Source organism: Pauljensenia sp. C0170B5 (assembly GCF_056590195.1).
In genome coordinates, this window is the sequence record NZ_JBWPVR010000004.1 from 69,385 (window position 1) to 92,615 (window position 23,231).

Below are 23,231 nucleotides of genomic sequence, written 5' to 3' on the forward strand. Positions count from 1 at the left end.
ACATGACCTCCAGCGCTTCGCACCGCTCGGCGCACACTACGCCACCCTCGTCCAATCCTGAACAATCAGACGCTGACGTCTCACCTCATGGCGATGAGCCAGGTTCACGCCGCGCGCGCGGCCACACTGCTCACGGCGTTGTCGCCGTGCTGGTCACCCGTTCGACGAATGACAACCGTTGCCGCGCAGCCGCGGTCAGTATCGATTCCCAGGCCGAACAGCCCGAACACCTCGTCATCATCGATGCGGAAGCTGGGGATTCCCGGCCACCTCACACTGCCGCCCAGGCTGACGAACACGCCACGCTCGACAATGCCATTCGTGACTTCACGGTTCCGACCACCTTCGTCTCAACACCAGGTGCGCGCAACCTCTCTGACGCCATCCACCGGGCGTATGCCGACAACGATCGCGTGGCTGAACTGATCGATAATTCCACGTGGCTGTGGATCATGCACGATGACTGTGTGGCGCACCCACAGTGTCTGTCTCGTCAGTGGAATACCGCCCAGAGCGGACGCACAATCGGCGTGGTCGGTGCCAAACAGGTCGCAATGGACGGCTCACGCCTCCTTGAGTTGGGTATTCGCGCCACCCGTTCAGCACGGCGAGTCGACACAGTAATGCCCGATGAGATCGATCAAGGTCAATACGATGACACGTCCGATGTCCTCGCGGTCGGCACCGCCGGCATGCTGGTGAGCAGGCAGGCATGGACGAAACTGGGCGGCTTGAGCCCCTACCTCGGACCTTTCGGTGACGGACTGGAGTTCGGCCGCAGGGCGCGGCGCGCCGGGTACCGCGTCGTCGTCGCCCCGAAGGCACGAGTGCGACATGAACAGGCCAGCCTGCGTGACCAAGGCACTGACCATCCCGATGACGCGTCTTTCCAGGTACGCCGCTATGCCCAGTTGTTCAACTGGATGGTGGCTGTGCCGTGGTGGCAACTTCCGCTGCTCATGGTGGCTCTGACCGTGTGGACACCGCTGCGTGCCATCGGCAGGATCATGACCAGTGCCGCCCACCTGGCGATACCTGAGCTGAGCGCCTGGCTCAAGCTGGTCGCGCACACGCCCGACCTGATTCGCGCACGCCACCTCGCCGCCCGCACCGCCACACTGCCTCGACGAGTACTCGCATCAGTGGAAGCCAGTCCGCGCGAGGTGTGGCGCGCCCGTAAACTTCGAGCCCGCACCATTCGCGCACGCAACGACATGGACGAGGGCGACCCCATCCAGCATGCCTCACTGCGCAGCTACCGCATGACCAGTGCTGTGACGTTCACAGTGATGACCGTGATCACTGTCGCACTCAGTATCGTCCTCTGGCACTCGCATCTGTCCACCCTGCGCGGAGGTGCCTGGCTTGCATTGCCATCGACATGGAAACAGACGGCGCAAGCCGCGCTGACATGGTGGTTGCCGTCAGGCAGTGGAATTGCTGCTGTTCCTGACCCGTTCCTCGTTCTTCTCACGGTGCTCATTGCGCCGTTGTGCGCCTTGGGAGTATCCCCAACGTATGCGACTGCTCTTTTGCTGGCCGCAGCCATACCGGCATCGTGCCTGACAATGTGGGCCCTTTCGTGCGCTGTGACGACCTCAGTGCGCCTGCGAGTCGTCATGTGCATGGTGTGGGCCTGCGCCCCGACATTGCTGCTGGCATTACTCCAGGGACGTCTCAGCGCCGCCCTCGTCCACGTCTTTCTTCCCCTGGCAGCGTGGGGCTGGATCCGACTGATCAGCCGCGCAAAGCCAACACTGATCGTCCCGAGCGCGGATGGTGTGGCCACTGTTGACCGCCATGTCCGTGCCGGCGGAGCGTGGGGGATTGGGGCAATCAGCCTGGCCGTCATCGTGAGCGCGGTGCCTGCCCTGATGGGTGCGGCTGTGCTGATCGCCGCGGTTGCACTGATGCGGTGGAGGAGGCGTGCTGCCGCCCTCGCGTGGTCCCTCGTGCCTGCTGGAGTTGTGATCACCCCATTGGTCAGCGCGGCGATCCGTACTGGCGGTACGAGCTGGCACGCGCTCATCACGCCTGGCGGTGGAACACTTGCAGTTCCTCCTGCGCAGGCCTGGCAGATCGCACTGGGTCTGCCCTTTGACATTCGTGCCCCCTACGGAGAACTCAGCAGACACAACCCGTCGGTATGGACGTGGTTGAATATTCACGGTTTGACCACAGCGCTCATCTGCGGGGCGGTCGTTATTGCCATGCTGGCGGTGTGCGCCCTGTTGAGCATCCTCCCTGTGCGTGTCCATGAGCCCTTCACCCGCATGTGGGGAATGGCCGTGGCAGCGCTGAGCCTGTTCGCAGCCTACGGTGTGAGCACAGTGCCAGTGGCACTGGGAGCCGATGCTCATGCCCCTGTCGGATGGCTCGCTGCAGACACGGTAGCCTATGCGTGGCCCGGCCCCTTTATTTCACTGGGACTGTTGGGCATGACCCTCGCGCTGTCAACGTGCGACAGTCCGTACTACACGGCCAAGGCTGAAGACGGTGAGCTGACTGTGCGCATGCGCGCATGGTCGCAGCGCCCGCCTCTCATCCGTAGCGCAGCCACCGCACTGGTTGCCTGCACCGCGCTGGTCCCCATGATCGTGTGGGTCACGATGATGATGGCGCCCCCAACGGCGAGTAGAGTCACCGCCACATCGCGCCCGGCCCTGCCAGCTGTGTCCACTCACGCACAGGAATCACCGCGAGGCGGACGCACCCTCGTGATCGCCCCACTCGAACCGTCCGCTGAAGCGTTTGGCTCAGCCGAGGGGACAGGCGCGGCCAGTCCACATGATCATCAGGAAGACGAGGACGCGACGCGCGCTCAAGGCGCACTGGCCGCGTGGATCCTGCGCGCCCAGGATGTGTCATGGACCGATGATTCAGCGCTGACACGATGGGCCCGTCTGATCGCAGTCAGTCCGAGCGAGGCGGATGGCGATGCAGCCCTCCCAGACCCCGCATCCGCGCAGCTTCTCAGCGCACTCGCCACGCTGGTTGCGACCCCTGACGAGCAGGCTGCGCGCATCCTGTACCAGCACAACATCGACACAGTGGTGTGCACCGGATCGAAAGGTTCCCACGCGGCTGCTTCTCACTGCCAGGCCAACGTCGAAGAATCACTCGACAAAGTGGCGGCACTGGAAAAAGTAGGTGACACGGATGCGGGTGCCCTGTGGAGAGTCCGACCAGATTCAGCCCAGCCCGCACATTTACGGATCGGCACGACGCCGATTGACTCCACTCAACTCGGCACGTCAGTCGCCCTCGATACTGGAGCAGGGGTGGACGAGGGCGTCCCTGCCACCCTGGTGTGGGCGGAGCGTTCAGATGCGCGCTGGCATGCCACTGTGGACGGGCGCGCACTTGAATACGTGACACCCTCGGAAGCCACCTGGGCTCAAGGCTTTGCACTGCCAGAATCGGGGCACCTTGTCATCACCTGGTCGTGGTGGCCGCAGACCCTGTGGCGCGTTGTGCTCGCTGTGGCCGGAGCCGCCTGCATTATGGGCCTCGTGCCACTCAGGAGGCGCACATGAGTACCGCGCACACACCCACAGCCGTGCCCCGCACGAAGCTGGCACGCTCACGGCGACCGATGGTCGCCGCACTGATCACGATTATGGCTATCGCGTCAATTTGCTACCTGGCCGCACGCTCCGCCACAACGCAGCCCAGTGCCATCGGCCCGGCCCGTATTGAAGCTCCGGTTGTGACGGCGTCCCCCTCGTCAGTGACACTGGGCTGCCCGGGAGGCCTGGACGACCCGCAAGCCGTCGGCAATACGCGGATGCCGGCGCAATGGTGGGTGTCACCTGCCAGATCCTCTGGTGTCAACGCTGGCGAGAACGATGCTGCAAAGAACGAACCACACGTGGCACTCACCGTGACAGGAGAGCGCGTGCAACGTGCCACCGCGCTGGTGCTGTCAGGAAACGGCGGAGGAGAACTGCGCTCCTTGGTGCTCGACACATGCCGACCAGCTCTGCAAGACCAGTGGGTTGCGCTCGGAAGTACTCTCGTGGGAGAGGACGTGGTGCTCCAACTGGTCAACCCATCCGACAAGTCGACACAGGTTTCCATCGATGCAATCAGCGAATCTGGCCCGACCACCACGCCAGGACCTGCCGTCGTTGTCCCGCCCCAATCACGCATGTCGCTGCTGGCAGCCTCCTGGTTCCCAGGATATGCGCGCCTTGCACTGCACGTTCGAGCCGACGGTCCCGGCGTCATCGCCTGGGCACAGTCATCCGGCATGAACGGTGAGACACCGTTGGGACTGACGCGAATTGCAGGGCAGCCAGCATCGCTGGACTCCGTCATAGCGTTGCCGGATCGCACCGCACTCGAATCAGCAGCCATCCGTATCGCCGTACCCAGCGGAGAGAACGCGCAGGTCACGTTGAGCGTGCTGAACCCCGTGGGAACAACGCCGTTGGCCGGCACCGACCAGCTCACCGTGGACAATGGGACAGTTCTGGATGTGGATATTTCCACGCTGGATGACCAGGCTCGTGCAATTCGCGTCCAATCAGATGTGCCCATCGCGACAACCGTGATGGTGAAGACGGTTGGGAGCCAATGGAACGGGTCGCAGACGCACTGGGAAGACAGAGATGCATCCGTCGGGGTCGCTCCCGTCACGACGCTCACCATCCCGGCTCGCCAGGACCTCGGGGCACTCCTGAGCGACATTCTGGCTGAGGAGCAGGTGGCTCGTCCAACAGCCCTCGAAACTGCCAGCGGTGCAGAACTGAGCACCATGTCCGTGCTTGTCACCACCGGCGCGAACGCCACACAGGTGAGCATCGGGGATCTCACATACGACCTGCCGGCCGGGACGAGCACGCAGATCGATCTGGACGAAGCAGCTGAGCAGACACTCGAAGCCAGCCAGCCGGTCCACGTCAGCCTCGCACTGAGTGTGAAGACACCGACAGGTATGCTTCACGCGGTGACAGGGCTGGATCACGCCGGATTAGGACAAGGCCAGGAAACAATCCTCATGACGCCCAGCCGATAAGCGGACCGGACTGAAGCGACTACATGTCGAAATACTCTTCGAGCTCGTCGGGCGGAATCGCCAGAATATGCGAAATACGGTCAGCCAGAATCTGACGCATCACCGTGTCCATGTCTGAGCGCGCGCTGTGCAGCTCCATCGCCCGGCGATACACGACGATACGGTCACGCAGCCCGCGCCGGCGATCAGCGGGAAAAATGCGGGCAATGACCACCGAATGGTCCTCCCACGCAGCAGGATCGGACGGTGGAACATCCTCCACACCGAATTCAATGGTCGCCACAGCTGGCCACCGTTCAGTCAGCTCACTGACAGCATCTTGAACGCAGCGCACAAACTGTGCGCGCCGCGTCATGCGCGCAGGGATGCCCGGAACAAACTGTGGTCCGCGCATCCCTCGTCCGTGGCGATCACGACGACCTTGACTCCGTGTAGGCACATGGCCACTGTAAGCGATGACATGGCGAAAATGGCAGTCAACCTTGGGTGTGCCTCCACGCAACCGGCGTCAGGCCACCCTACAGTAGAAGGCGTGATGCTGGCTCGACACTGTTCCAAACCCGGATGCGCAGGGGCTCCTGTTGCAACATTGACGTATGACTATGCCGATTCGACGGCCGTCCTCGGTCCACTGTCAACAGCGAGCGAGCCGCACGCATACGACTTGTGTGAACGCCACGCGAATAATCTGACTGCCCCTCAAGGATGGCAAATCGTGCGTTTGCAGAGCTCGTTTGACCCGGCACCACCATCGGCCGATGACCTGATGGCGCTCGTTGACGCAGTCCGCGATGCCGCCCACACCGATTCAGCCTCACCAGTGGCTCAATGCGTCGCGCACCACGCCCAACAAGGCGACCCGGCTGCCCCCTCGTCAATTGACGGGAAAGACACACCCAACCGCCCCTGGCAGGCTGAACGCGGCCCCTTCGCTGGTGATCACGAGGCCAGAAAATCACGGTTCCATGTGATTACGACACAGGGAATGACTCCTGAGGACAAGGAATAGTTCAGGCAGCACCGATCTCAAAAGGCACGGCGCCTGCGCGTGACCTTTGAACGTCATCACGGTGATGGCGACGCACGTCGCGCACATACTCGCGATTACGCAATGTCACCAGGAATGCCGCGATGAAACGCTCCGCATCAGCCGTGGGCGGGGCAGGTGAGACATAATCCAGCAACGAGTGGGCGTACTCCGATGTGAGCTGAGCGCGCTGAGCTGGCGACATGGTTGCGATCGTGCGCATCAGATACAGGCCGTACGCCCTCACGTCACTTCCAGGATCAGTGAACAACGCAGTGTCAGCCCATCGCTTCAACTCCGGTGGCATCACCAGGGGAACAAAATGTGCCGGCTCAGGCAGTCGGACCACGATCGTTCCTGCAGCGATATCACCCAGACGCTTTGACTGCTTGTTGACCAGCGATGTCACCGCGGCAACCGACCCCATCGTCATGAAAATTTCCAGGAGCGCGGACACCGCTCGCATCGCGATCTGACGCATCGTGACAGGACCACCGTCATCTCGAACAACCTGCAGGTGGAACGCCCATTTGCCCAGTGAGCGACCATGCGTCAAAAACTCCACAGTCATCGGGGCGATCAGGAAGATCATCACCATCGTGCCGATGACACCGATGCGTTCCAGTGACCCTGAGTCAAAGGTGCCCAGAAACGCCATCAGCAAGAACACGCTGCCGAAGGCGGCGATATACACATACATATCGATAAGGAGAGCCAACCCACGCACCACGGGGGAGGCGGGGTAGACGTCCAGGGAGACACCCTCGCCGGTTTTCAACCGGTTATCGGAAATCTTGCGTACGGGCGAGACGTTTGGGCTCATGTATGACATGCTAGCTCGAGTGGACATAGATGCGCTGAAAGCTTCGCGGTCGCCTTCATGGGATCGACTCCATACGCTTGCACGGATGCGCCGCCTGGACGGCGATCAGATTGACGAACTCAGCCTGCTGTACAGGCGTGCATCTTCGGACCTGGCGATGATACGCGCCACCATGCCTGATCCGGATCTCATCCACCAACTGTCCAACGACCTGGCGCGGGCGCGTTCACGCCTGACCGGAACGTCAGGTGCGTCCCTGGTTGGCATGGCTCGATGGTTCAAAGTGACGCTGCCTGCCGCACTGTACGAAGTGCGGTGGTGGACAATCGCCATCATGGCGTTGTTCCTGACGATTACCATTACTGAAATTGTGTGGCTGGGACGCAACCCCGCTGCCATTGAAACGCTGATGGAGCCGGAAGCAGCACGATCATTCGTCTTCCACGACTTCGTGGAGTACTACTCACAAGACACGAACGCCCAGTTTGGCGCATCCGTATGGTTTAACAACGCATTTATCGCCATCCAGATGATCGGCGCGGGTATCACCGGAATCATGCCGTTCGTGATCATTTACAACAATGCTGTCTCCATGGGGGTAACAGGTGCGCTGGTTGTGCACTATGCGGGGCCAGCTTTCTTCCTGCATTACATCCTTCCGCACGGTCTGCCCGAGCTGACGGCGATCTTCATTGCCGGTGCGGCAGGGCTGCGCCTGTTCTGGGCTTTGATCAGCCCTGGTGGTACCACCCGCGGACGAGCCCTTGCGCGAGCTGGCAGGTCAATGGTGGTGATTTGCGGCGGCCTGGTGATCCTCCTGGCACTCTCCGGTTTCATCGAAGGATTTGTGACGCCATCATCATTGCCGAACTGGATTCGCATCGGCAGTGGGGTACTGGTCATCACCGCATTGTGGCTGTACACGTTCATCCTCGGAGGGCGTGCCCACAAGCTCGGGATCATTGGCGATCTGGAATCGGATGCCGGCTACGCGCAACCCGTTGCTGCCTGACCTGTACTAGGCCAGTCCCTGGCCTTTCAGCTGCACATACAAGTCAGCCAGTTTGGCGCTGAGCAGACCCGCCGACACGTCGAGCGTCATCACACCGATGCGATTGAGTTCCTCACAGGCCTGACGGATCTCACGGCGGGCAGCGGAAGCAGCTGCCGCGCCATACACCTGATCAATCGTGTCAGATTCTGACAGCATGTGATCCAGATGCGGGTCACGCGCCGATGCTACGACCACACGATGATTGCGCGACAGGGCTGCCACAGAATCCACAAAGTCAGGATCTGACCCCAACGGCGGAACTTCGGTAACCAGGACCAGCAGCGAATGGTGATGCACCATGCGCCCTACTTCCACGATCACCTTATTCCAGTCAGTAGGTTCAACGGTGGGCTGCACGCCGGCAAAATCGATCGCCAACTGGTTGAGAAGGCGCGGCCCCGTCAGAGCGCTGACACGGGCACGCACCTGACGGTCAACCGCCATCACGTGCACCTTGTCCCCACCTCGATCAGCTAAAGCTGCCAGAAGCAGCGTCGCTTCAATACCTGAATCCAGGCGAGGCGCCGACCCGACATCCACCACGTCAGCGTCATGCGTATGTTCTTCAACTACTGACAGGTCGCTGCTGCGAATCATCTCCACATCTGTGGGGCCCAGAAGCAGGGATCCTGCGCGCCCGGTATCCACAACGATCACCACGTGGCGATCTCTTTCAGGGCGCCACGTGCGCACCATGAGGTCGCGTGAGCGGGCAGTGGCACGCCAGTCAATGTCACGAGGGTCATCACCGATGACATACTCGCGCAGAGAATCAAACTCGGTGCCCGGTCCGCGCAGAACCGTGGCCGTCGACCCATCCAGATCGTGGAGGCGCTGCAGTCGGGACGGGAGCAGGCGGCGCGAGCGGAACTCCGGGATCACTGTCAGCGTCAGGTCAGCTCGCACCGACACCTGACGGGACCCCAGCCGAAGTGGACCCCACGCGCGCACGGTGACAAAATCAGAAAAAACCGTGCCACGCCTGGCAGGAAAAATCGCTGTCCGCAATCGCGCCTTACCGTGCGCCTCGAGACGCACATGGTGACGACGAGGCTCCTGGCGCACCGACGGCGGCCATGCATCGCGCACATCCATGTGCACGACCCTGCCGGAGGGATTTGCCAGAGTGAGGGTGCAGACTGAATCAGTGCCGGCACGAATAGGTGAAGGCGTCTCCCTCGAGACTTCCAGCCTTCGCGGCGAAAGTGCGAGCGCACTGTCAACCAGCACCATCGCCACCACGAGGAGGAACCACGCGACCGTCAATGTCATCGTGGGGAAAAAGATGATGGGGATGATGCCAAGCGCCGTGAGGGCGACAGCTCTCCACGAAGGGATAATCACCGTGGAACCGCCACCGTCGCCAGGACGTTGTTGATCACTGCCGTTTTTGTCGTACCTTCCAGTTCTGCTTCAGCATTCAGTGAGAGACGATGCGCAAGAGTTGCCGGCGCCATCGCCTTGACGTCATCAGGAGTGACAAATGATCGACCCATCAGGAACGCCCACACCCGCGACGTGGCCAACAGGGCGGTACCGCCTCGTGGCGAGACACCGAGCGATGTTGCCGGGGAACGACGGGTTGCCTGGACAAGATCGACGATGTAGGCGATTACTGCGTCGTCCACGTTGATGTGCGCAGCAGCCTTTCGGGCCAGAGCCAGATCATCAGCCGTGGCGACAGGTTCCACTCCCGCCTGTCTGAGCTGCAGAGGATCGAATCCGCGCTGGTGACGCGCCAGCACTTCCCGTTCCACATCTGCCTGCGGAAGCGGCATGTCGAGCTTGACCAGGAAACGGTCCAGCTGCGCTTCAGGCAGGGGATAGGTTCCCTCCTGCTCAACGGGGTTCTGCGTGGCGACCACCATGAACGGCTCACGCAGACGATGAGTCGTGACATCAACACTGACCTGGTGTTCTTCCATTGCTTCAAGCAAAGCGGACTGGGTCTTTGGTGGGGTGCGGTTGATCTCATCGGCCAGCAGGATATTCGTAAAGACCGGGCCTTCGCGAAACTCGAAGGACGAATCGCCCGCGTTCCACACCATCGACCCGGTGATGTCAGCCGGCATCAGGTCGGGCGTGAACTGGACTCGTGTCATCTCAAGATCCACAGCCGCAGCAAGGGACCGCACCAGCAGTGTCTTCGCAACGCCGGGCACACCCTCAATCAGTGCATGTCCGCCTGCCACGAGCGCAATAATCAAGCCGGTGACGGCCTGATCCTGGCCGACAACCGCTTTGCTGATCACGGAGCGGATCCGCAGCAAGGATTGCTGGGCTGACTCGAACTCTTCTTGAGAGAACTCGTGAGAAGACTGGTGAGGTGGGGTGCTCATCTGGTCATTGGTCATCTGGTCACTCATGGCGAATATCAGCCTCCAATTGTTTGAGTTCCTGTGCAAGGCGGGCAAGATCCTGATCGTTGGTGGGGGCCGGCCCCCACAATGTGTCGTCAGCACGCATCACATCCACACCTGAGGCTCGAATTGCCTCGGTCAGCGCGGCGCGTGAGGAATGGTCAGTGACCCCTAGGCGGCGGGCAATCCTTCGTGCCGTGTGGACGCGCAACGACGTGGCTGCGTGGGCGTGCGCACGGTTGGAACGCAGGAGTCGTCCTCGTCCCTGGACGGTTTCAATGGCGGGGACAGGCGTGGGCAGGTTTTCAGGAACGAGGCGACCAAGACGCACGCCTTTGACCCACGCCAGCATTGCCATCGTCAGGCCCAGCAGTAAAATTCCGTATTTGAGCCACAGCGGCATCGGAGGGGCAGGTGCGGCAACCGTCGTGCCGGCGTTCAGTGAGCCCACGAACCACACCAGGTTCGCGTTGCGGCCCAGGGTGTTCAACGCCAACGCAGCATTACCCGCCTGAGCGATCGTCTTGTTCTGCACCACCGCCCCGCCGGGAATAATGGCGCGGAACTGGTCACCCTCGATCTTCTCAGCGTAGACAAATTGGCCGGAAGACTGCTCGAAGCACCCGGTCCACGGTTCGTGCACGCTGACTGTGACCTCGGACTTCGAAATCTTTCCGGCCCGTTTGGCCGCCTCGGACCGGCACGTTGAATCCTCCAGCAAACGAACCGTCGCAGGGACGTCTGGTTTCAGGACACCAGGCAGAAGCTGGGACGTGCCGGCAAACGTGACGCCGTTGAATTCCGGGCCGGTCATCTGACCGTTCGCGATCCACACGATTGAGTCGATCCGGTCGGTGTACATCTGAAAATTCAGTGGCACCACATCTCCTGCGACTGCGAGCGTGGTATCAGGCTGCTGAGCGCGGGCGATAGCGTCCTCCGGCGAAGACGTGACGAAGACATTCACCCCTTGTTCGCGCAGGACTTCAATGAGGGCGGCCGAGCCTTCATCGTGCAGATTTCCGGCGGAAAATGGGCGCCGATCCTGCGAATTGGTCGGGATAATCAGCAGGAGCGCCATGCACGCGACAATGATGCCGATCAGGATCAGCAGGGGTTTGCTTTCGCGCAGTCGTTGCCGTGCGGACAGCGTGGCGACCGTGGCTCGTTGCTGATTCACTTGGCCCCCTGGGCTGAGGGAACACGGTCAGCGTCTGAGGGTGAGTGTTCAGATACTGAGCCGTCTGGAGACGAGTCGCCTGACGGTGGGTCACCTGCGAGTGATTCGCCTGAGGAGGTGCGTGAAGTGCGTAGCGCTTTCGTCAGTTTCATCAGGCGGGTGACATCGTCACGTGTCGGAGTTGACCTGCCGTACAGGACAGCATCGAACAGCGCGGCCGCATTGACGAGGGAGTCGCGCGAGTCTGGAAACTGCGCGCTGGCAGCCGTGGCCGCTTCATGAGCGGTCAGGCCAGGCGTGGCACGCACGACGTCACGCTCGTCAAGACTCAGGACCAGGTAGCGCATTCCCCAAATGAACGCCTGCGCGAAGTCCGCCTCTTTCAGATAGCTAGATGCGTTGTCATGCGCCTGGCGTGCGGAGACGTCCTGATCGGACATGACCGAATGAGAACGCACACGGTTGCGCAGGCGAATGGGGTTGAGGATCAGCGCGACAATGAGAAGCACGGCAAAGACAGCCAGCGCCACCATGAGAATCTTGAAGCCGGGCAATGTAGGGAAAGACTGCTCCTGAAGAAATCGCAGGATGCGCTGCAGGAGTGTCTCACCGGACTTGTCGACGGGGTCTGGAAACTGATAGCGCGTCTTGGAAAGCTCGCGTTGGAGCCACTCCTGAGCCTCTGGGGCATCCGGAGTGACGGGCACGTCCAGGTTGACGATTCGCATCAGTGGCCTGCCAGTCAGGCGCGGGCAGCTTGAGCCAGGGCGGGGCCGAGGTTTTCCTTGCGCATGCGTTCATCGACATACATCAGTGTCGTAAAGCAGGCGACGACCGGCAGCGTGATGGCTTGCGCGATCGTTGTGCCCAGGACGGACGAGACGAACAAAATGGTGGGGGAGCCGGTCAATGCGAGCAGGCCCGTGACGGCACCGACCACGCCGCTGGCGACAGATACAAGCGCAGTGAGCAGAATGTAGATCAGTGCGTAGCGTCCGAATGTGCGCCAGAAACTGCCTTTGGTCAGCTTCCATGAGCGTTTGATGGAGTCGATCAGACCGGAGCGTTCGATGACGATGACGATTTCGACGTACAGGAGTCGAATCAGCAGGAACAGGTAGACCAGTGAGAAAATGAGTGCCGCGACGGTGGCAACAAGGAGCATGATGACAATGCGCTGCATGTCGCTTTCCTGAGCACTTCCCAACTGAGTGAGCACGAAGATCATCAGCGCACCGATGGCGATGCTGGGGATCGACAGGAGCAAACCGTACAGGGACAGCACGCCTACGCGTGACTTGATCTGGTTCCACGCTTCCGCCAGTGTGCACGCCCTGCCCAAAACAGCGTCCTGAACGGTTGCGCACAGCACGCCGGTGACCAGCACGGTGGAGATCGTCAGAAGAACGGTGGTAGTCACCGCGTTGATACCGAGGTTGGTGGCGATGCTGGACAGGTCGGACAGGATGAAGTCAATGAGAACGGTTGGGTCTTCGTCAGTTTGGTCGATCAGCGGGAAAAGCTTGTTGAAGATCGAATCGACCGTCAAAGACGAGATGATCGCGGTGATCACTGCGACGATCAGGACGACGACAAGGGTGAAACCGAAAACAACAGACGGGTTCGAACGCATCGCACGGAACGTTCCCTCGAACAGTTCACCGATCTGGAGAGGGCGCAGCGGAATGACCCCTGGCTTAGGGTCACCCAGGCCCCATTGCTGCGCCCGAGGAGCATTCTGCGGGGCAGGGCCGGCACCGGGAGCAAAGTTCTGATCACTGCCCCCTGGCGCCGAGTGGTCGCTTGCATGCGACCACTGGGCGGAAGCCTGTGAGGCTGGCTGGCCGGGTGCGGCGAATTGGTCAGATCCATTGGCAGGCGGAGCGAACGACGTGCGCTGTCCCCACCGCGGTGGCGGAGCACCCCAGGATGAATCAGGCCCTTCACGTGAGTCGGAGCCTGGCTTATAGGCTCCGGCGTGGCCAGATGCCCCGCCGGTAGCGGTGGAATCAAATTGTGATGCGGAAGACGCGGATCCAGAACCTGGTGCTGACCAGGAAGCGTCGTGGCCGGCTTCGGGCGCGGTCTGATTGGCCTCGTAAGGCGGAGATGACGATGCGCCCTCCGATGCCGATTGGTCGAATGTACGCGACTGATCGCTTTCACTCATGGTCTGACTCCTTGGACATTAGTGTCAGTGCAGTGATCGTTTTTAATCGTGCCATGAAGTCATGGACAATTCTATTTTTCACGACCGTGAGTGCCACAAAAGGAACGGAAGTTGAAAGCGGGTCGACTGTAAAAATTGTCCATTTCGTGACACTATTGTGATTATGGCAGCACATATCCTGGTGGTAGATGATGACGTCGCACTGGCGGAGATGATCGGCATCGTCCTCGAATCTGAAGGCTTCATCGTCACCGCAGCGGAAGACGGTGATCGTGCGCTCGATGAATTCCACACCGATGCTCCAGATCTGGTGCTGCTGGACCTGATGCTGCCGGGAATTGACGGCATTGAAGTATGTCGTAGGCTTCGGCGCGAATCCGACGTTCCCATCGTCATGCTGACGGCACGCTCCGACACTGCTGACGTGGTGGCCGGGCTCGAAGCCGGTGCAGATGACTACGTACCCAAGCCGTTCAAACCCAGGGAACTTGTCGCCCGTGTGAAGGCCCGCCTGCGAGGTCGAGACGAAAGCGCCGAGGAACACCTGCGCCTGGGCGAACTGTCCATTGATGTGGCCGGACACGTGGTGCGCCGAGGCGGCGAGACAATTGCGCTGACACCGCTCGAATTCGACCTGCTGGTTGCGCTGTGCCGCGCCCCGTGGAAGGTGTTCACGCGCGAGGAACTACTGGAAAAAGTGTGGGGCTACCGTCACGCTGCCGACACTCGTCTGGTCAACGTCCACGTCCAGCGTCTGCGCTCGAAGATCGAACGCGATCCGGAGCGCCCCGAAATCGTCATTACTGTGCGCGGAGTGGGGTATCGTGCCGGAACAGGGTCGTGACACTGCGCCGGAATCGGACGCGACCACTCGGCAACCGCGCTGGCATGAACGCCTGTGGCTCTGGCAAAAGGCACGCAGCTCGCTTTCAGTGCGTATCGCCCTGTCACTGTGCGCCTCGGCGCTGGCACTGCTGATTATCTTTGCTCTGATCACGTCCGAGCAGCTCACCGACAGTGTCTTCGATAACAGGAAAGACGCCATCTTGGAGGACGCTGGTGTTCGATTCGCTTCCGCGCAATCCATGTTCGACCAGTCGACAGCCTCCAGCCCTGACCAGGTTCAGGAGCTGGCGCGTCGAATGGTGGCTAATGTGCGTGGTTCAGCTGCCGGCGCCGGAGCAGTGTCGGTGATGGTGCTCCGCTCGCCCTCGTCCGACACTAATTTCCGCATCAACGAAATTATCAACGTCGACTACTTGACAACCATCACGGACCCACTGCGTGACGCGGTTGTTGAATCGACCAGCGGTCAGTGGCAATCCGTGGCGCTGCACGACAGGGATGGCAGTGAACAGCCGGGCATCATCGTCGGCTCTCAGGTCAACCTGCCGCGCGCCGGGCTGTACGAAATGTACATTATCTACTCGCTCAAACAGGAACAGAACATCATCACGATGGTGATGCGCTCCCTGGGCTGGGCCGTCATCCCTATTGCGATCGTGTTGCCGCTGGCAGTTTTCCTGATTCTGTATCACCTGATGGGTCCGGTGCGCATCACCTCGTCCGCCGCATCGCGACTGGCCGAGGGCGACCTGCACGCACGCGTACCGGTGACAGGTGTCGACGAAATGGCTCGCTTGGGACAGGCCTTCAACAACATGGCGGATTCCCTGCAACACCGCATCACCGAGTATGACGAGCTGTCGAAACTCCAGCAGCGTTTCGTCTCCGATGTCTCACATGAACTGCGCACCCCGCTGACCACGATCCGCATGGCGGAAGTGATGATCTGGAAGGATCGCGACAACTTATCCCCATCGACGAAGCGATCTGCCGAGCTCCTTCACGAACAGGTCGAACGCTTTGACTCCATGCTGGCTGATCTGCTGGAGATTTCCCGTTACGACGCCCGAAGTGCCCTGCTGGATGCCGAGTCCACGGATCTGCGTGCACTCGCAGCGAAAGTGGTCAACGATCACAGTGAACTCGCTGAGCGTCTCAACGTGCCGATCATCATCCACAACCCAGAAAACAGATGCGACGCAGAGATCGATTCGCGCCGCGTCGAACGAGTTGTCCGCAACCTCGTTGTCAATGCGATCGAACACGCCGAGCGTCGACCCATCGATATCGACATTGCCGCCACCGACATGGATGTCGCCCTGCGGGTGCACGATCACGGCGTGGGGATGAGTGAAGAGACCGTTTCCCATGTCTTCGACCGTTTCTTCCGAGCCGACCCCGCTCGCACGCGCACAACGGGTGGAACCGGGCTGGGTCTGGCAATTGCGCGCGAGGACATCAACCTGCATGGCGGCACCATTGAAGCCTGGGGCGTGCCGGGAGCAGGATCTTCATTCGTCATCACGTTGCCGCGCAAGGTGGGTGCAGCCGTGGCATCCCGCCCGCTGGAACTTTGGAAGGATGAATGGGGCGAGGGGCGCGAGGATGGTTCGTCCGAAGGAGGCGAGGCGGAATGAGGCTGAATCGAATCGCGCGTGCATGGGGTGTGCGGCACCGGTCAGCAGGTTCGCCCGTCTCGCAGTCGCCGGTCCTTATGCGTGTACTCGCATGCGCAACAGGCATTGCGATGGCATTGTCAGCTGCTGCCTGCTCAGTGTTGCCGACTGCCAGCTCGCCCCACCCGTTCGACGTTCCCACGCCATCAGCCGAACCGGTTGAAGTGGCGGCAGGTGGCCCGGCTCAGGGCAGCACCCCGGACATGTTGGTGTCCGATTTCCTGCTGGCGTGCGCTGCCGGCACAACTGATGACTTTGCAGCGGCGCGCCTGTATCTGACCGAAAAAGCTGCCCAGACGTGGCAGCCGACCACAATGATTCAGGTGTATGCGACCGCGTCGACACCCTCGACACAGTTGCAGGAAGGTACGGGCGATGTGACGACAGAGGTCACTGCCCCCGCGGTCGCAACAATCGACGCCAACGGTGTGCTGACACCCTCCGAATCGGGTTCTCAGATCGCACGGTCGTTCCACTTGGTCCAGGAAGATGGTCAGTGGCGCATCGATTCTCTGGACGATGGGGTCATGGTGTCGGAAGCATCCTTGGCAGCCTCCCACCAGCTCGTTTCCTTGTATTTCCCGTCCAATGACGGGGGAGCGCTGGTGCCTGATCCGCGGTGGTATCCGATCCGCCGCCTGGCTACTCACCTTATGGAAGGACTCCTCGCAGGACCATCCCAGTCGATCGCGCCGGCCGTCACCTCGGCGATTCCAGAAGGCGTAACCCTGGGCGCAGGAGGAATCAGCGTTGACAACCAGGTGGCCAGCGTGGCACTTAACGGGCAGGTCGCGCCCGTGCAAGACCCGACGGAACTGTACTGGCAAATCTACACCACCTTAACGCAATCCACGTCCGTCACCTCGGTGCGCATTGTGTCTGAGGGTGCGACGATCGAGGACCTGGCAGTGCCGCTGGGTCCCGACTACCGCATGGACAGTGCGGTGGGGATTTCAGATACAGGTTTTGTCAGCGTATCTGGCAATTCCACGCGCCTGCTTCTTACCCCGGAGCAAATTGGGCCAGACGCGTCAAAGCCGGCAATTGGACCCACCTCTGATGCTGCGATGGCGTGGGTGGGGCAGGACAATGTCTATATTGCTGACGGTGATGGCGGGCAGGTCGCGCATCCGGTCGCCTCGCCATCATGGCCCTCAGTCGACCGCTTCGACATGGCGTGGGCAACGTCGTCAACCACGCCAGGTTCTCCCATCTACATCATGGGGCTGGGCGGCACCTACATTGAGCTCCCCTCACCATTTGACCACTCCCACACTATTCACTCGGTGGAGGTCTCACCCGACGGTGCGCGCCTGGCTCTGATCCGCGGAGTCGGTACGACCCGTTCGGTGTGGGTCGCGCCGATCGTGCGTGACCCTCAGGGAGTGCCGACCAGCGTGGGCACGCCCATCCAGGTCAGCGCCACGTCTGCCACGGTCAATGACGTGTCGTGGGCTGGCACCGTGACGCTCGTGTTCGACGAGTCCGCCTCGGATTCTTCACCTCAGATCCGCATCGAGCCCCTGGGTGGATTCGGCTCCACCATGCCTGTGCCTGGTGAGGTCGAGATGATCAGTGGAGGGGCGACACCCTCGAACATCTACATCCGCACCCGAGAAGGGAACCTGTATTCGCGTTCAGGGTCGGTGTGGCAGGCCGTGGGCGCCCCCGTTCGCGAGATTTCCTATCCGGGCTGAGACGGGTTATCCACAGAACGGCCCGTGTGAGTCGACACGAGGCACCTAATGAGGTCTGCTGGAGGAGTGGATTACGCCGACGCAACTCACCTTTTGCATCACACATTGACGAGGGTGTCCCATGCACTGTCGGACCTGATCTTGCCCGTGCAATGCGTGGGGTGCGGTAAGTGGGATGCGATTCTGTGCAAGCGTTGCCGTGCCATTGCCACGAATGATCCGGGCGCCTGGCAGGCGGTTGAGGTGAACGAACAGCAGATGATCATGGCGTGGGCACTGGGTGAATATGCGGGAGCGCTGCGTTCGATCGTTCTGGCTGCCAAGCATCGTCCACGCGTAGATCTGAGTGAATTTCTGTGGCGCTGTGGGATCACGCTGGGGGAACATGTGGCGCGCGAGGCGGCGTGGCGAACACTTGATGCGGATGAAATATGGGTCGTGCCGGCTCCGTCACGCTTTGCCAGGCGTTTTCGCGGACAACTCGTGGCGCTCGATGTGGCGCACGGAGTAGCGGTGGGTCTGTCGCATGCGCGCGTTGATGCTGATGGTGGGCGCTCGCGGATGCGTGTACGCGTCATCGATGCAGTGCGCTTGCGTGTGGGAAACAGCAGCCAGTCTGGGAAAAGCGGGGCTGCTCGCGCCGCAGGACGCAGCGGGTCGATGATTCGGCGTGTCGATATTGTGCCCAAAGTGAACGTCATCCTCGTCGATGATGTGATGACGACGGGGGCGACGGTGCGTGAAATGGCGCAAGTGCTGGGACCGTCGGTTCAGGCGGTCGTCACTCTGTGTCGGGTCAGTGCGACAGGCACACCCCAGTAACGTGAAATACGTCACGACCATGCATTATGATGGAAGGCACATAACAGAAGGCAGGTCGGTTCCGTAACGTCGGGCCTGCCGCGATACAGGGGGTGATAACAACACTCACCGCTCATCGCAATGAAGCGTGAGCACTGTTGACGTGGGCACCGGGCCCACTGAATCTCTGGAGGAGACATGGACATCACAATTGTCGGACGTAATGCCGAAATCCATCCGAATTTCCGTGAGTACGTTGAAGAGAAGGTGTCGAAGACAACGCAGTTCTATCCGCGGGCACAGCGCGTGGACGTGGAATTGACCCACGAAAGGAACCCGCGGCAAGCCGACACCGCTGAGCGTATCGAGCTGACGGTCTACGGGAAAGGCCCCGTCATCCGTGCCGAAGCAACCTCAGCGGACCGTTATGCGGCAGTTGATATCGCAGCGGGAAAGCTCTTTGAAAGGCTGCGTCGTGCGCGCGACCGCGCGAAAGATCATCGGCGCCATTACCAGCCACACCCGCATGAGGAGTTCGATCCGCGCACCCTTGAATCCGAACTTGAACCCGAGGCAAAGCCAGCCGCCGCGCCTCGTGCCGAACTGAAGAGCGCGTACGACCTCAAGCCGGGTGAGGCCCGTGAAGAACAGCTGGGTGATTCTCCCGTCATTGTCAGGCAAAAAGTCCATGAAGCTGAGCCGATGAGTGTGGATGAGGCGCTCGACCAGATGGAACTGGTTGGTCACCCATTCTTCCTCTTCGTCGACAAGGAAACGCACCAACCGTGCGTGGTGTATCACCGTCACGGCTGGACGTACGGTGTGATCCGCCTGAATACTCGAATCGGAGAAGGCGAATCGCGAGACGACTAGGCGAAATAGGTCAAAGCATCGGTGTAAGCGCTGACCTGATAGCCATCGCGCTGGCCTGTTGTTCATAGTGCTGTCAGTTCATCGTGCTGACCTGTTAGTTCACAGCGCCGGCCTGATAGGTCTTGGCGTCGGCTTAACCGCTGACTGGCCCCTTATGTGGCCCGCTGCCAAGGCAGCGGGCCACACCTTTGTATGCGTGAAAGCTGTACCAGCGATCGGTGCTGCCGCCGCGGACGCGTCTTGTGCCTTTCTCCCTCGAACCCGCTCTCGTGCCGCCATTCGCGCGTGCTCATCCCTTGAGCCCGCGCCTTGTACGGGTTCATCCTTCATGCGTGCCCCTCTTGCCCGCCTTCTGTGCCTCAACTGTCGATCTCAGCTGACTGCAGCGAAGGGCGGATATGCCTATACGCCTGTGACCTGCATGGCTAGAGACAAGTTTGGCGTGGCATCTGTGCGGTAGGGCGCGAGATCGACAGTTGGGGTTGTGGGGGAGTGAGAGGACGGTCGAATACGCGACGACAGGGTGCTGAGTGTGGCTGAGAGCGAAAGAGTTGAATGCCATTAATCGTTTGTGGCAGATTTTTCGTAGACTGTATAAGCGTGATATGCGCCTTTTAACTAGAGTGCGTGCACGTAGGGGCAAAGTGCCTCGAATGAGACGTCAGGAGAACCGGTGTCACTGATTGACAAAATCCTCCGAGCTGGAGAAGGGCGAACGCTGAAGAAACTCGAGCGTATCGCGAACCACGTAGATGCACTTGAAGAGGATTTTAAGGCACTGACCGATGAAGAACTTCAGGCTAAGACCCCTGAATTCAAGAAGCGCTACGAAGACGGCGAGACGCTGGATGAACTGATGGTGGAAGCGTTCGCCACAGTTCGCGAAGCTGCCTGGCGGACGCTGCGTCAACGGCCATTCCACGTCCAGGTGATGGGCGGCGCTGCCCTGCACATGGGCAACATTGCCGAAATGAAAACCGGTGAAGGTAAAACTCTGGTTGCCACGATGCCCTCGTACTTGCGGGCCCTCACCGGCAAAGGCGTCCACGTGGTCACCGTCAATGACTACCTGGCGCACTATCAGTCAGAGCTGATGGGACGCGTCTACCGCTTCCTCGGCATCAGCGTCGGATGTATCCTCACCGGCCAGACCCCAGACGAGCGACGCAAACAGTACGCCGCCGATATCACCTACGGCACGAACAACGAGTTCGGGTTCGACTACCTGCGAGACAATATGGCTCAGCGCACTGAAGACATGGTGCAGCGCGGCCATGCCTTCGTCATCGTTGACGAGGTTGACTCGATCCTGATTGACGAGGCGCGTACGCCTCTGATTATTTCCGGGCCGGCGACCGGTGATGTCAACCGGTGGTACACCGAGTTCGCGCGCATCGCGAAGCTGCTGGAACGCGACGTGGACTACGAAGTCGACGAGAAGAAGAAAACGGTTGGCATCCTGGAACCCGGCATCGATAAAGTCGAGGACCAGCTGGGCGTGGAGAACCTGTACGAAGCCGCCAACACGCCGCTGATCGGTTTCCTGAACAACTCCATCAAGGCTAAGGAACTCTTCCACCGCGACAAGGACTACATCGTCAGTAAGGGCGAAGTCCTCATTGTCGATGAACACACCGGCCGTGTGCTGCCCGGGCGCCGCTACAACGAAGGTATGCACCAGGCGATCGAAGCGAAGGAAAAGGTCCAGATCAAGGCTGAAAACCAGACGCTGGCAACCATTACGCTGCAGAACTACTTCCGCTTGTATCCTGAGGGGTCACGCTCCGGTATGACGGGTACGGCTGAAACGGAAGCCGCCGAATTCTCCAATACCTACAAGATGGGTGTCATTCCGATCCCGACGAACCGGCCGATGATCCGTAAGGATCACTCCGACCTTGTGTACCCCACGCTGAAAGGCAAACTCAACGCGATCGTTGAGGATATTGAGGAACGCCACAAGGTTGGACAGCCGATCCTGGTGGGCACGACGTCTGTGGAGAAATCCGAAGTGCTGTCCAATATGCTGCGTCAGCATCACATCTCCCACCAGGTGTTGAACGCCAAACAGCATGAGCGTGAAGCTCAAGTCGTGGCAATGGCTGGCCGCAAGGGCGCAGTCACCGTTGCCACCAACATGGCTGGCCGTGGTACCGACATTATGCTGGGCGGCAACTCGGAGTTCATTGCGCAGTCCAATCTTGCTGCCAAGGGTCTCGATCCGACTGAGAACGCTGAGGAGTACCGCGAGGCGTGGCCGAAAGCACTGGAGGAAGCCGAAGCGGCAGTTGAAGCTGAACGCGAAGAGGTACGCGAGGCCGGTGGCCTGTACGTCCTGGGCACTGAGCGCCATGAGTCGCGACGCATTGACAACCAGTTGCGTGGTCGTTCCGGCCGTCAGGGAGATCCGGGCGAGTCTCGTTTCTACCTGTCAATGGAAGATGACCTGATGCGCCTGTTTAATTCAACGATTGCGCAGCGCATTATGGCCTCGAACGCATACCCGGAAGATATGCCACTGGAGTCCAAGGCTGTGTCACGCTCCATTGCCAGTGCACAATCGCAGATCGAAGGCCGTAACGCTGAGATCCGCAAGAACGTCCTCAAATATGACGACGTGATGACCAACCAGCGCGAGTTGATTTATGACCAGCGTCGTCAGGTCCTTGAGGGTGCTGACCTGCAGGATCAGGTATCCTGGTTCATGGATCGTCTGGTTGAATCACTCATTGCTGAGCACACGCAGGAAGATTCGGCTCACGATTGGGATCTGAACGAGCTGTGGGCAGCGTTGCGCTCCTACTACCCGGTATCAGTGAGCGCCAAAGAGGTGGCCGAAGCTCACGGCGGGCAGGACTCATTGGTGCGCGATGACCTGAATTTTGAAATCAGGGGTGACATCCACACGGTTTATGAGCTGGGCGAGGAGCAGCTCAAACAGAACCCGTTGGCAATTCAGCAGCTCGGGGAAGATCCGATGCGTGACCTCGAACGCCGTGTCGTGCTGGCGACGGTCGACCGCCTGTGGCGCGAGCACCTGTATGAGATGGACTACCTCAAGGAAGGCATCGGCCTGCGTGCAATGGGACAGCGCGATCCTCTGGTCGAATACAAGGCTGAGGGCGCGCAGATGTTCCAGGCGATGATGGAGCGTATCCGCGAAGAATCGGTTCAGCAGATCTTCGGCTACCTGCACCAGTTCGAACTCGCGTGGCAGCGTCTGCGCGAACAGGGCGTGCTCTCACCTGCTGGTGAACAGGACGATGAGGCTGCTGAAGAAGACACGACCGGAGCGCTGGAAACTGCTTCAGCGCTGTGGGATTCGGAGGATGACGCCAAGGAAGGGAACTCCGACGAGGCGTCAGAGGCTGAACGTGAACAGCAGCGCCGGATTCGTCAGATGCAGCAGGAAGCCGAGCAAAAAGCTGCAGCTTCGTCTGCAGCGCTGGCGCGTGCTACATCTGTGATGGGTGATGTGGGCCAGCAAAAGCAGGCAGCACGCTTGAAGTATTCATCGAGTAACACCGGTGGTGAGGCGTCGCCTGCTGGCGGTCGGGCTGCTGGACGAGGCAGGAGCGGTAACGCGGCTTCGTCTGGCGGCGGGAACCGTGCGCAGCGTCGTGCTGCGGCCAAGCGGAGGAAAAACCGCTAAGGCATCGATACCTGGCAGGCGAGAGGTCCGCTATCTTTGCAGGCGAATTCCC

17 protein-coding genes are annotated in these 23,231 nt (G+C 60.5%); 10 read left to right on the top strand and 7 right to left on the bottom strand.

Annotation, left to right across the window (positions count from 1 at the left end):
• Positions 1 to 2: 2 nt before the first annotated feature.
• Positions 3 to 3,536, top strand: a complete 3,534-nt coding sequence (locus AC1EJZ_RS06720; protein ID WP_480294345.1) for a glycosyltransferase — start codon at positions 3 to 5, stop codon at positions 3,534 to 3,536.
• Positions 3,533 to 5,020, top strand: coding sequence for a DUF5719 family protein (locus tag AC1EJZ_RS06725; protein WP_480294346.1), 1,488 nt, complete (start codon positions 3,533 to 3,535; stop codon positions 5,018 to 5,020). The genes AC1EJZ_RS06720 and AC1EJZ_RS06725 overlap by 4 nt, the downstream gene beginning before the upstream one ends.
• Positions 5,021 to 5,039: 19 nt before the next feature.
• Here AC1EJZ_RS06725 and AC1EJZ_RS06730 read toward each other — a convergent pair whose 3' ends face one another.
• Positions 5,040 to 5,459 (bottom strand): metallopeptidase family protein, encoded by a 420-nt coding sequence (locus AC1EJZ_RS06730; protein ID WP_480294347.1) that lies wholly within the window; start codon positions 5,457 to 5,459, stop codon positions 5,040 to 5,042.
• A 93-nt stretch (positions 5,460 to 5,552) separates the two neighbouring features.
• Between AC1EJZ_RS06730 and AC1EJZ_RS06735 the strand changes: the two genes are divergently transcribed.
• Positions 5,553 to 6,029 (top strand): DUF3499 domain-containing protein, encoded by a 477-nt coding sequence (locus AC1EJZ_RS06735; RefSeq protein ID WP_092649122.1) that lies wholly within the window; start codon positions 5,553 to 5,555, stop codon positions 6,027 to 6,029.
• Between the two features lies 1 nt (position 6,030).
• Here the strand turns inward: AC1EJZ_RS06735 and AC1EJZ_RS06740 are convergent, their stop codons facing one another.
• The gene (locus AC1EJZ_RS06740; RefSeq protein WP_480294348.1) at positions 6,031 to 6,870 is read right to left on the bottom strand and encodes an RDD family protein; all 840 of its coding nucleotides are present in this window, start codon (positions 6,868 to 6,870) and stop codon (positions 6,031 to 6,033) included.
• Between AC1EJZ_RS06740 and AC1EJZ_RS06745 the strand changes: the two genes are divergently transcribed.
• Entirely contained in the window at positions 6,869 to 7,882 is a 1,014-nt protein-coding gene (locus tag AC1EJZ_RS06745; protein ID WP_480294350.1) for a stage II sporulation protein M, read from the top strand. The genes AC1EJZ_RS06740 and AC1EJZ_RS06745 overlap by 2 nt on opposite strands.
• 6 nt (positions 7,883 to 7,888) lie before the next feature.
• On the opposite strand, the gene AC1EJZ_RS06750 is transcribed toward AC1EJZ_RS06745, so the two are convergent.
• The 5 genes from AC1EJZ_RS06750 to AC1EJZ_RS06770 are packed head-to-tail and all read right to left on the bottom strand — an operon-like array spanning position 7,889 to position 13,634.
• Positions 7,889 to 9,268: a DUF58 domain-containing protein gene (locus AC1EJZ_RS06750; protein ID WP_480294351.1), complete on the bottom strand. Its 1,380-nt coding sequence runs from the start codon at positions 9,266 to 9,268 to the stop codon at positions 7,889 to 7,891.
• On the bottom strand, positions 9,265 to 10,263 hold the full coding sequence (locus tag AC1EJZ_RS06755) for an AAA family ATPase (protein ID WP_480294415.1): 999 nt from the start codon (positions 10,261 to 10,263) through the stop codon (positions 9,265 to 9,267). The genes AC1EJZ_RS06750 and AC1EJZ_RS06755 overlap by 4 nt, the downstream gene beginning before the upstream one ends.
• A 19-nt stretch (positions 10,264 to 10,282) precedes the next feature.
• Positions 10,283 to 11,464: a DUF4350 domain-containing protein gene (locus AC1EJZ_RS06760; RefSeq protein ID WP_092648712.1), complete on the bottom strand. Its 1,182-nt coding sequence runs from the start codon at positions 11,462 to 11,464 to the stop codon at positions 10,283 to 10,285.
• Positions 11,461 to 12,192: a DUF4129 domain-containing protein gene (locus AC1EJZ_RS06765; RefSeq protein ID WP_058237028.1), complete on the bottom strand. Its 732-nt coding sequence runs from the start codon at positions 12,190 to 12,192 to the stop codon at positions 11,461 to 11,463. Before AC1EJZ_RS06765 ends, AC1EJZ_RS06760 begins: the two co-directional genes overlap by 4 nt.
• 14 nt (positions 12,193 to 12,206) lie before the next feature.
• Positions 12,207 to 13,634 (bottom strand): DUF7847 domain-containing protein, encoded by a 1,428-nt coding sequence (locus AC1EJZ_RS06770; protein ID WP_480294353.1) that lies wholly within the window; start codon positions 13,632 to 13,634, stop codon positions 12,207 to 12,209.
• 163 nt (positions 13,635 to 13,797) lie between these two features.
• Between AC1EJZ_RS06770 and mtrA the strand changes: the two genes are divergently transcribed.
• From mtrA to secA, 6 genes are all read left to right on the top strand, one after another.
• The gene (gene mtrA, locus AC1EJZ_RS06775) at positions 13,798 to 14,478 is read left to right on the top strand and encodes an MtrAB system response regulator MtrA (protein ID WP_092648709.1); all 681 of its coding nucleotides are present in this window, start codon (positions 13,798 to 13,800) and stop codon (positions 14,476 to 14,478) included.
• Positions 14,459 to 16,117, top strand: coding sequence for an MtrAB system histidine kinase MtrB (gene mtrB, locus AC1EJZ_RS06780; protein ID WP_480294355.1), 1,659 nt, complete (start codon positions 14,459 to 14,461; stop codon positions 16,115 to 16,117). Before mtrA ends, mtrB begins: the two co-directional genes overlap by 20 nt.
• On the top strand, positions 16,114 to 17,853 hold the full coding sequence (locus AC1EJZ_RS06785; RefSeq protein WP_480294357.1) for an LpqB family beta-propeller domain-containing protein: 1,740 nt from the start codon (positions 16,114 to 16,116) through the stop codon (positions 17,851 to 17,853). The genes mtrB and AC1EJZ_RS06785 overlap by 4 nt, the downstream gene beginning before the upstream one ends.
• 48 nt (positions 17,854 to 17,901) lie before the next feature.
• On the top strand, positions 17,902 to 18,675 hold the full coding sequence (locus tag AC1EJZ_RS06790; RefSeq protein ID WP_480294359.1) for a ComF family protein: 774 nt from the start codon (positions 17,902 to 17,904) through the stop codon (positions 18,673 to 18,675).
• A 177-nt stretch (positions 18,676 to 18,852) separates the two neighbouring features.
• The gene (gene hpf / locus AC1EJZ_RS06795) at positions 18,853 to 19,527 is read left to right on the top strand and encodes a ribosome hibernation-promoting factor, HPF/YfiA family (RefSeq protein WP_058237022.1); all 675 of its coding nucleotides are present in this window, start codon (positions 18,853 to 18,855) and stop codon (positions 19,525 to 19,527) included.
• Between the two features lie 673 nt (positions 19,528 to 20,200).
• Positions 20,201 to 23,179: a preprotein translocase subunit SecA gene (gene secA, locus AC1EJZ_RS06800; RefSeq protein WP_480294361.1), complete on the top strand. Its 2,979-nt coding sequence runs from the start codon at positions 20,201 to 20,203 to the stop codon at positions 23,177 to 23,179.
• Positions 23,180 to 23,231 lie beyond the last annotated feature (52 nt).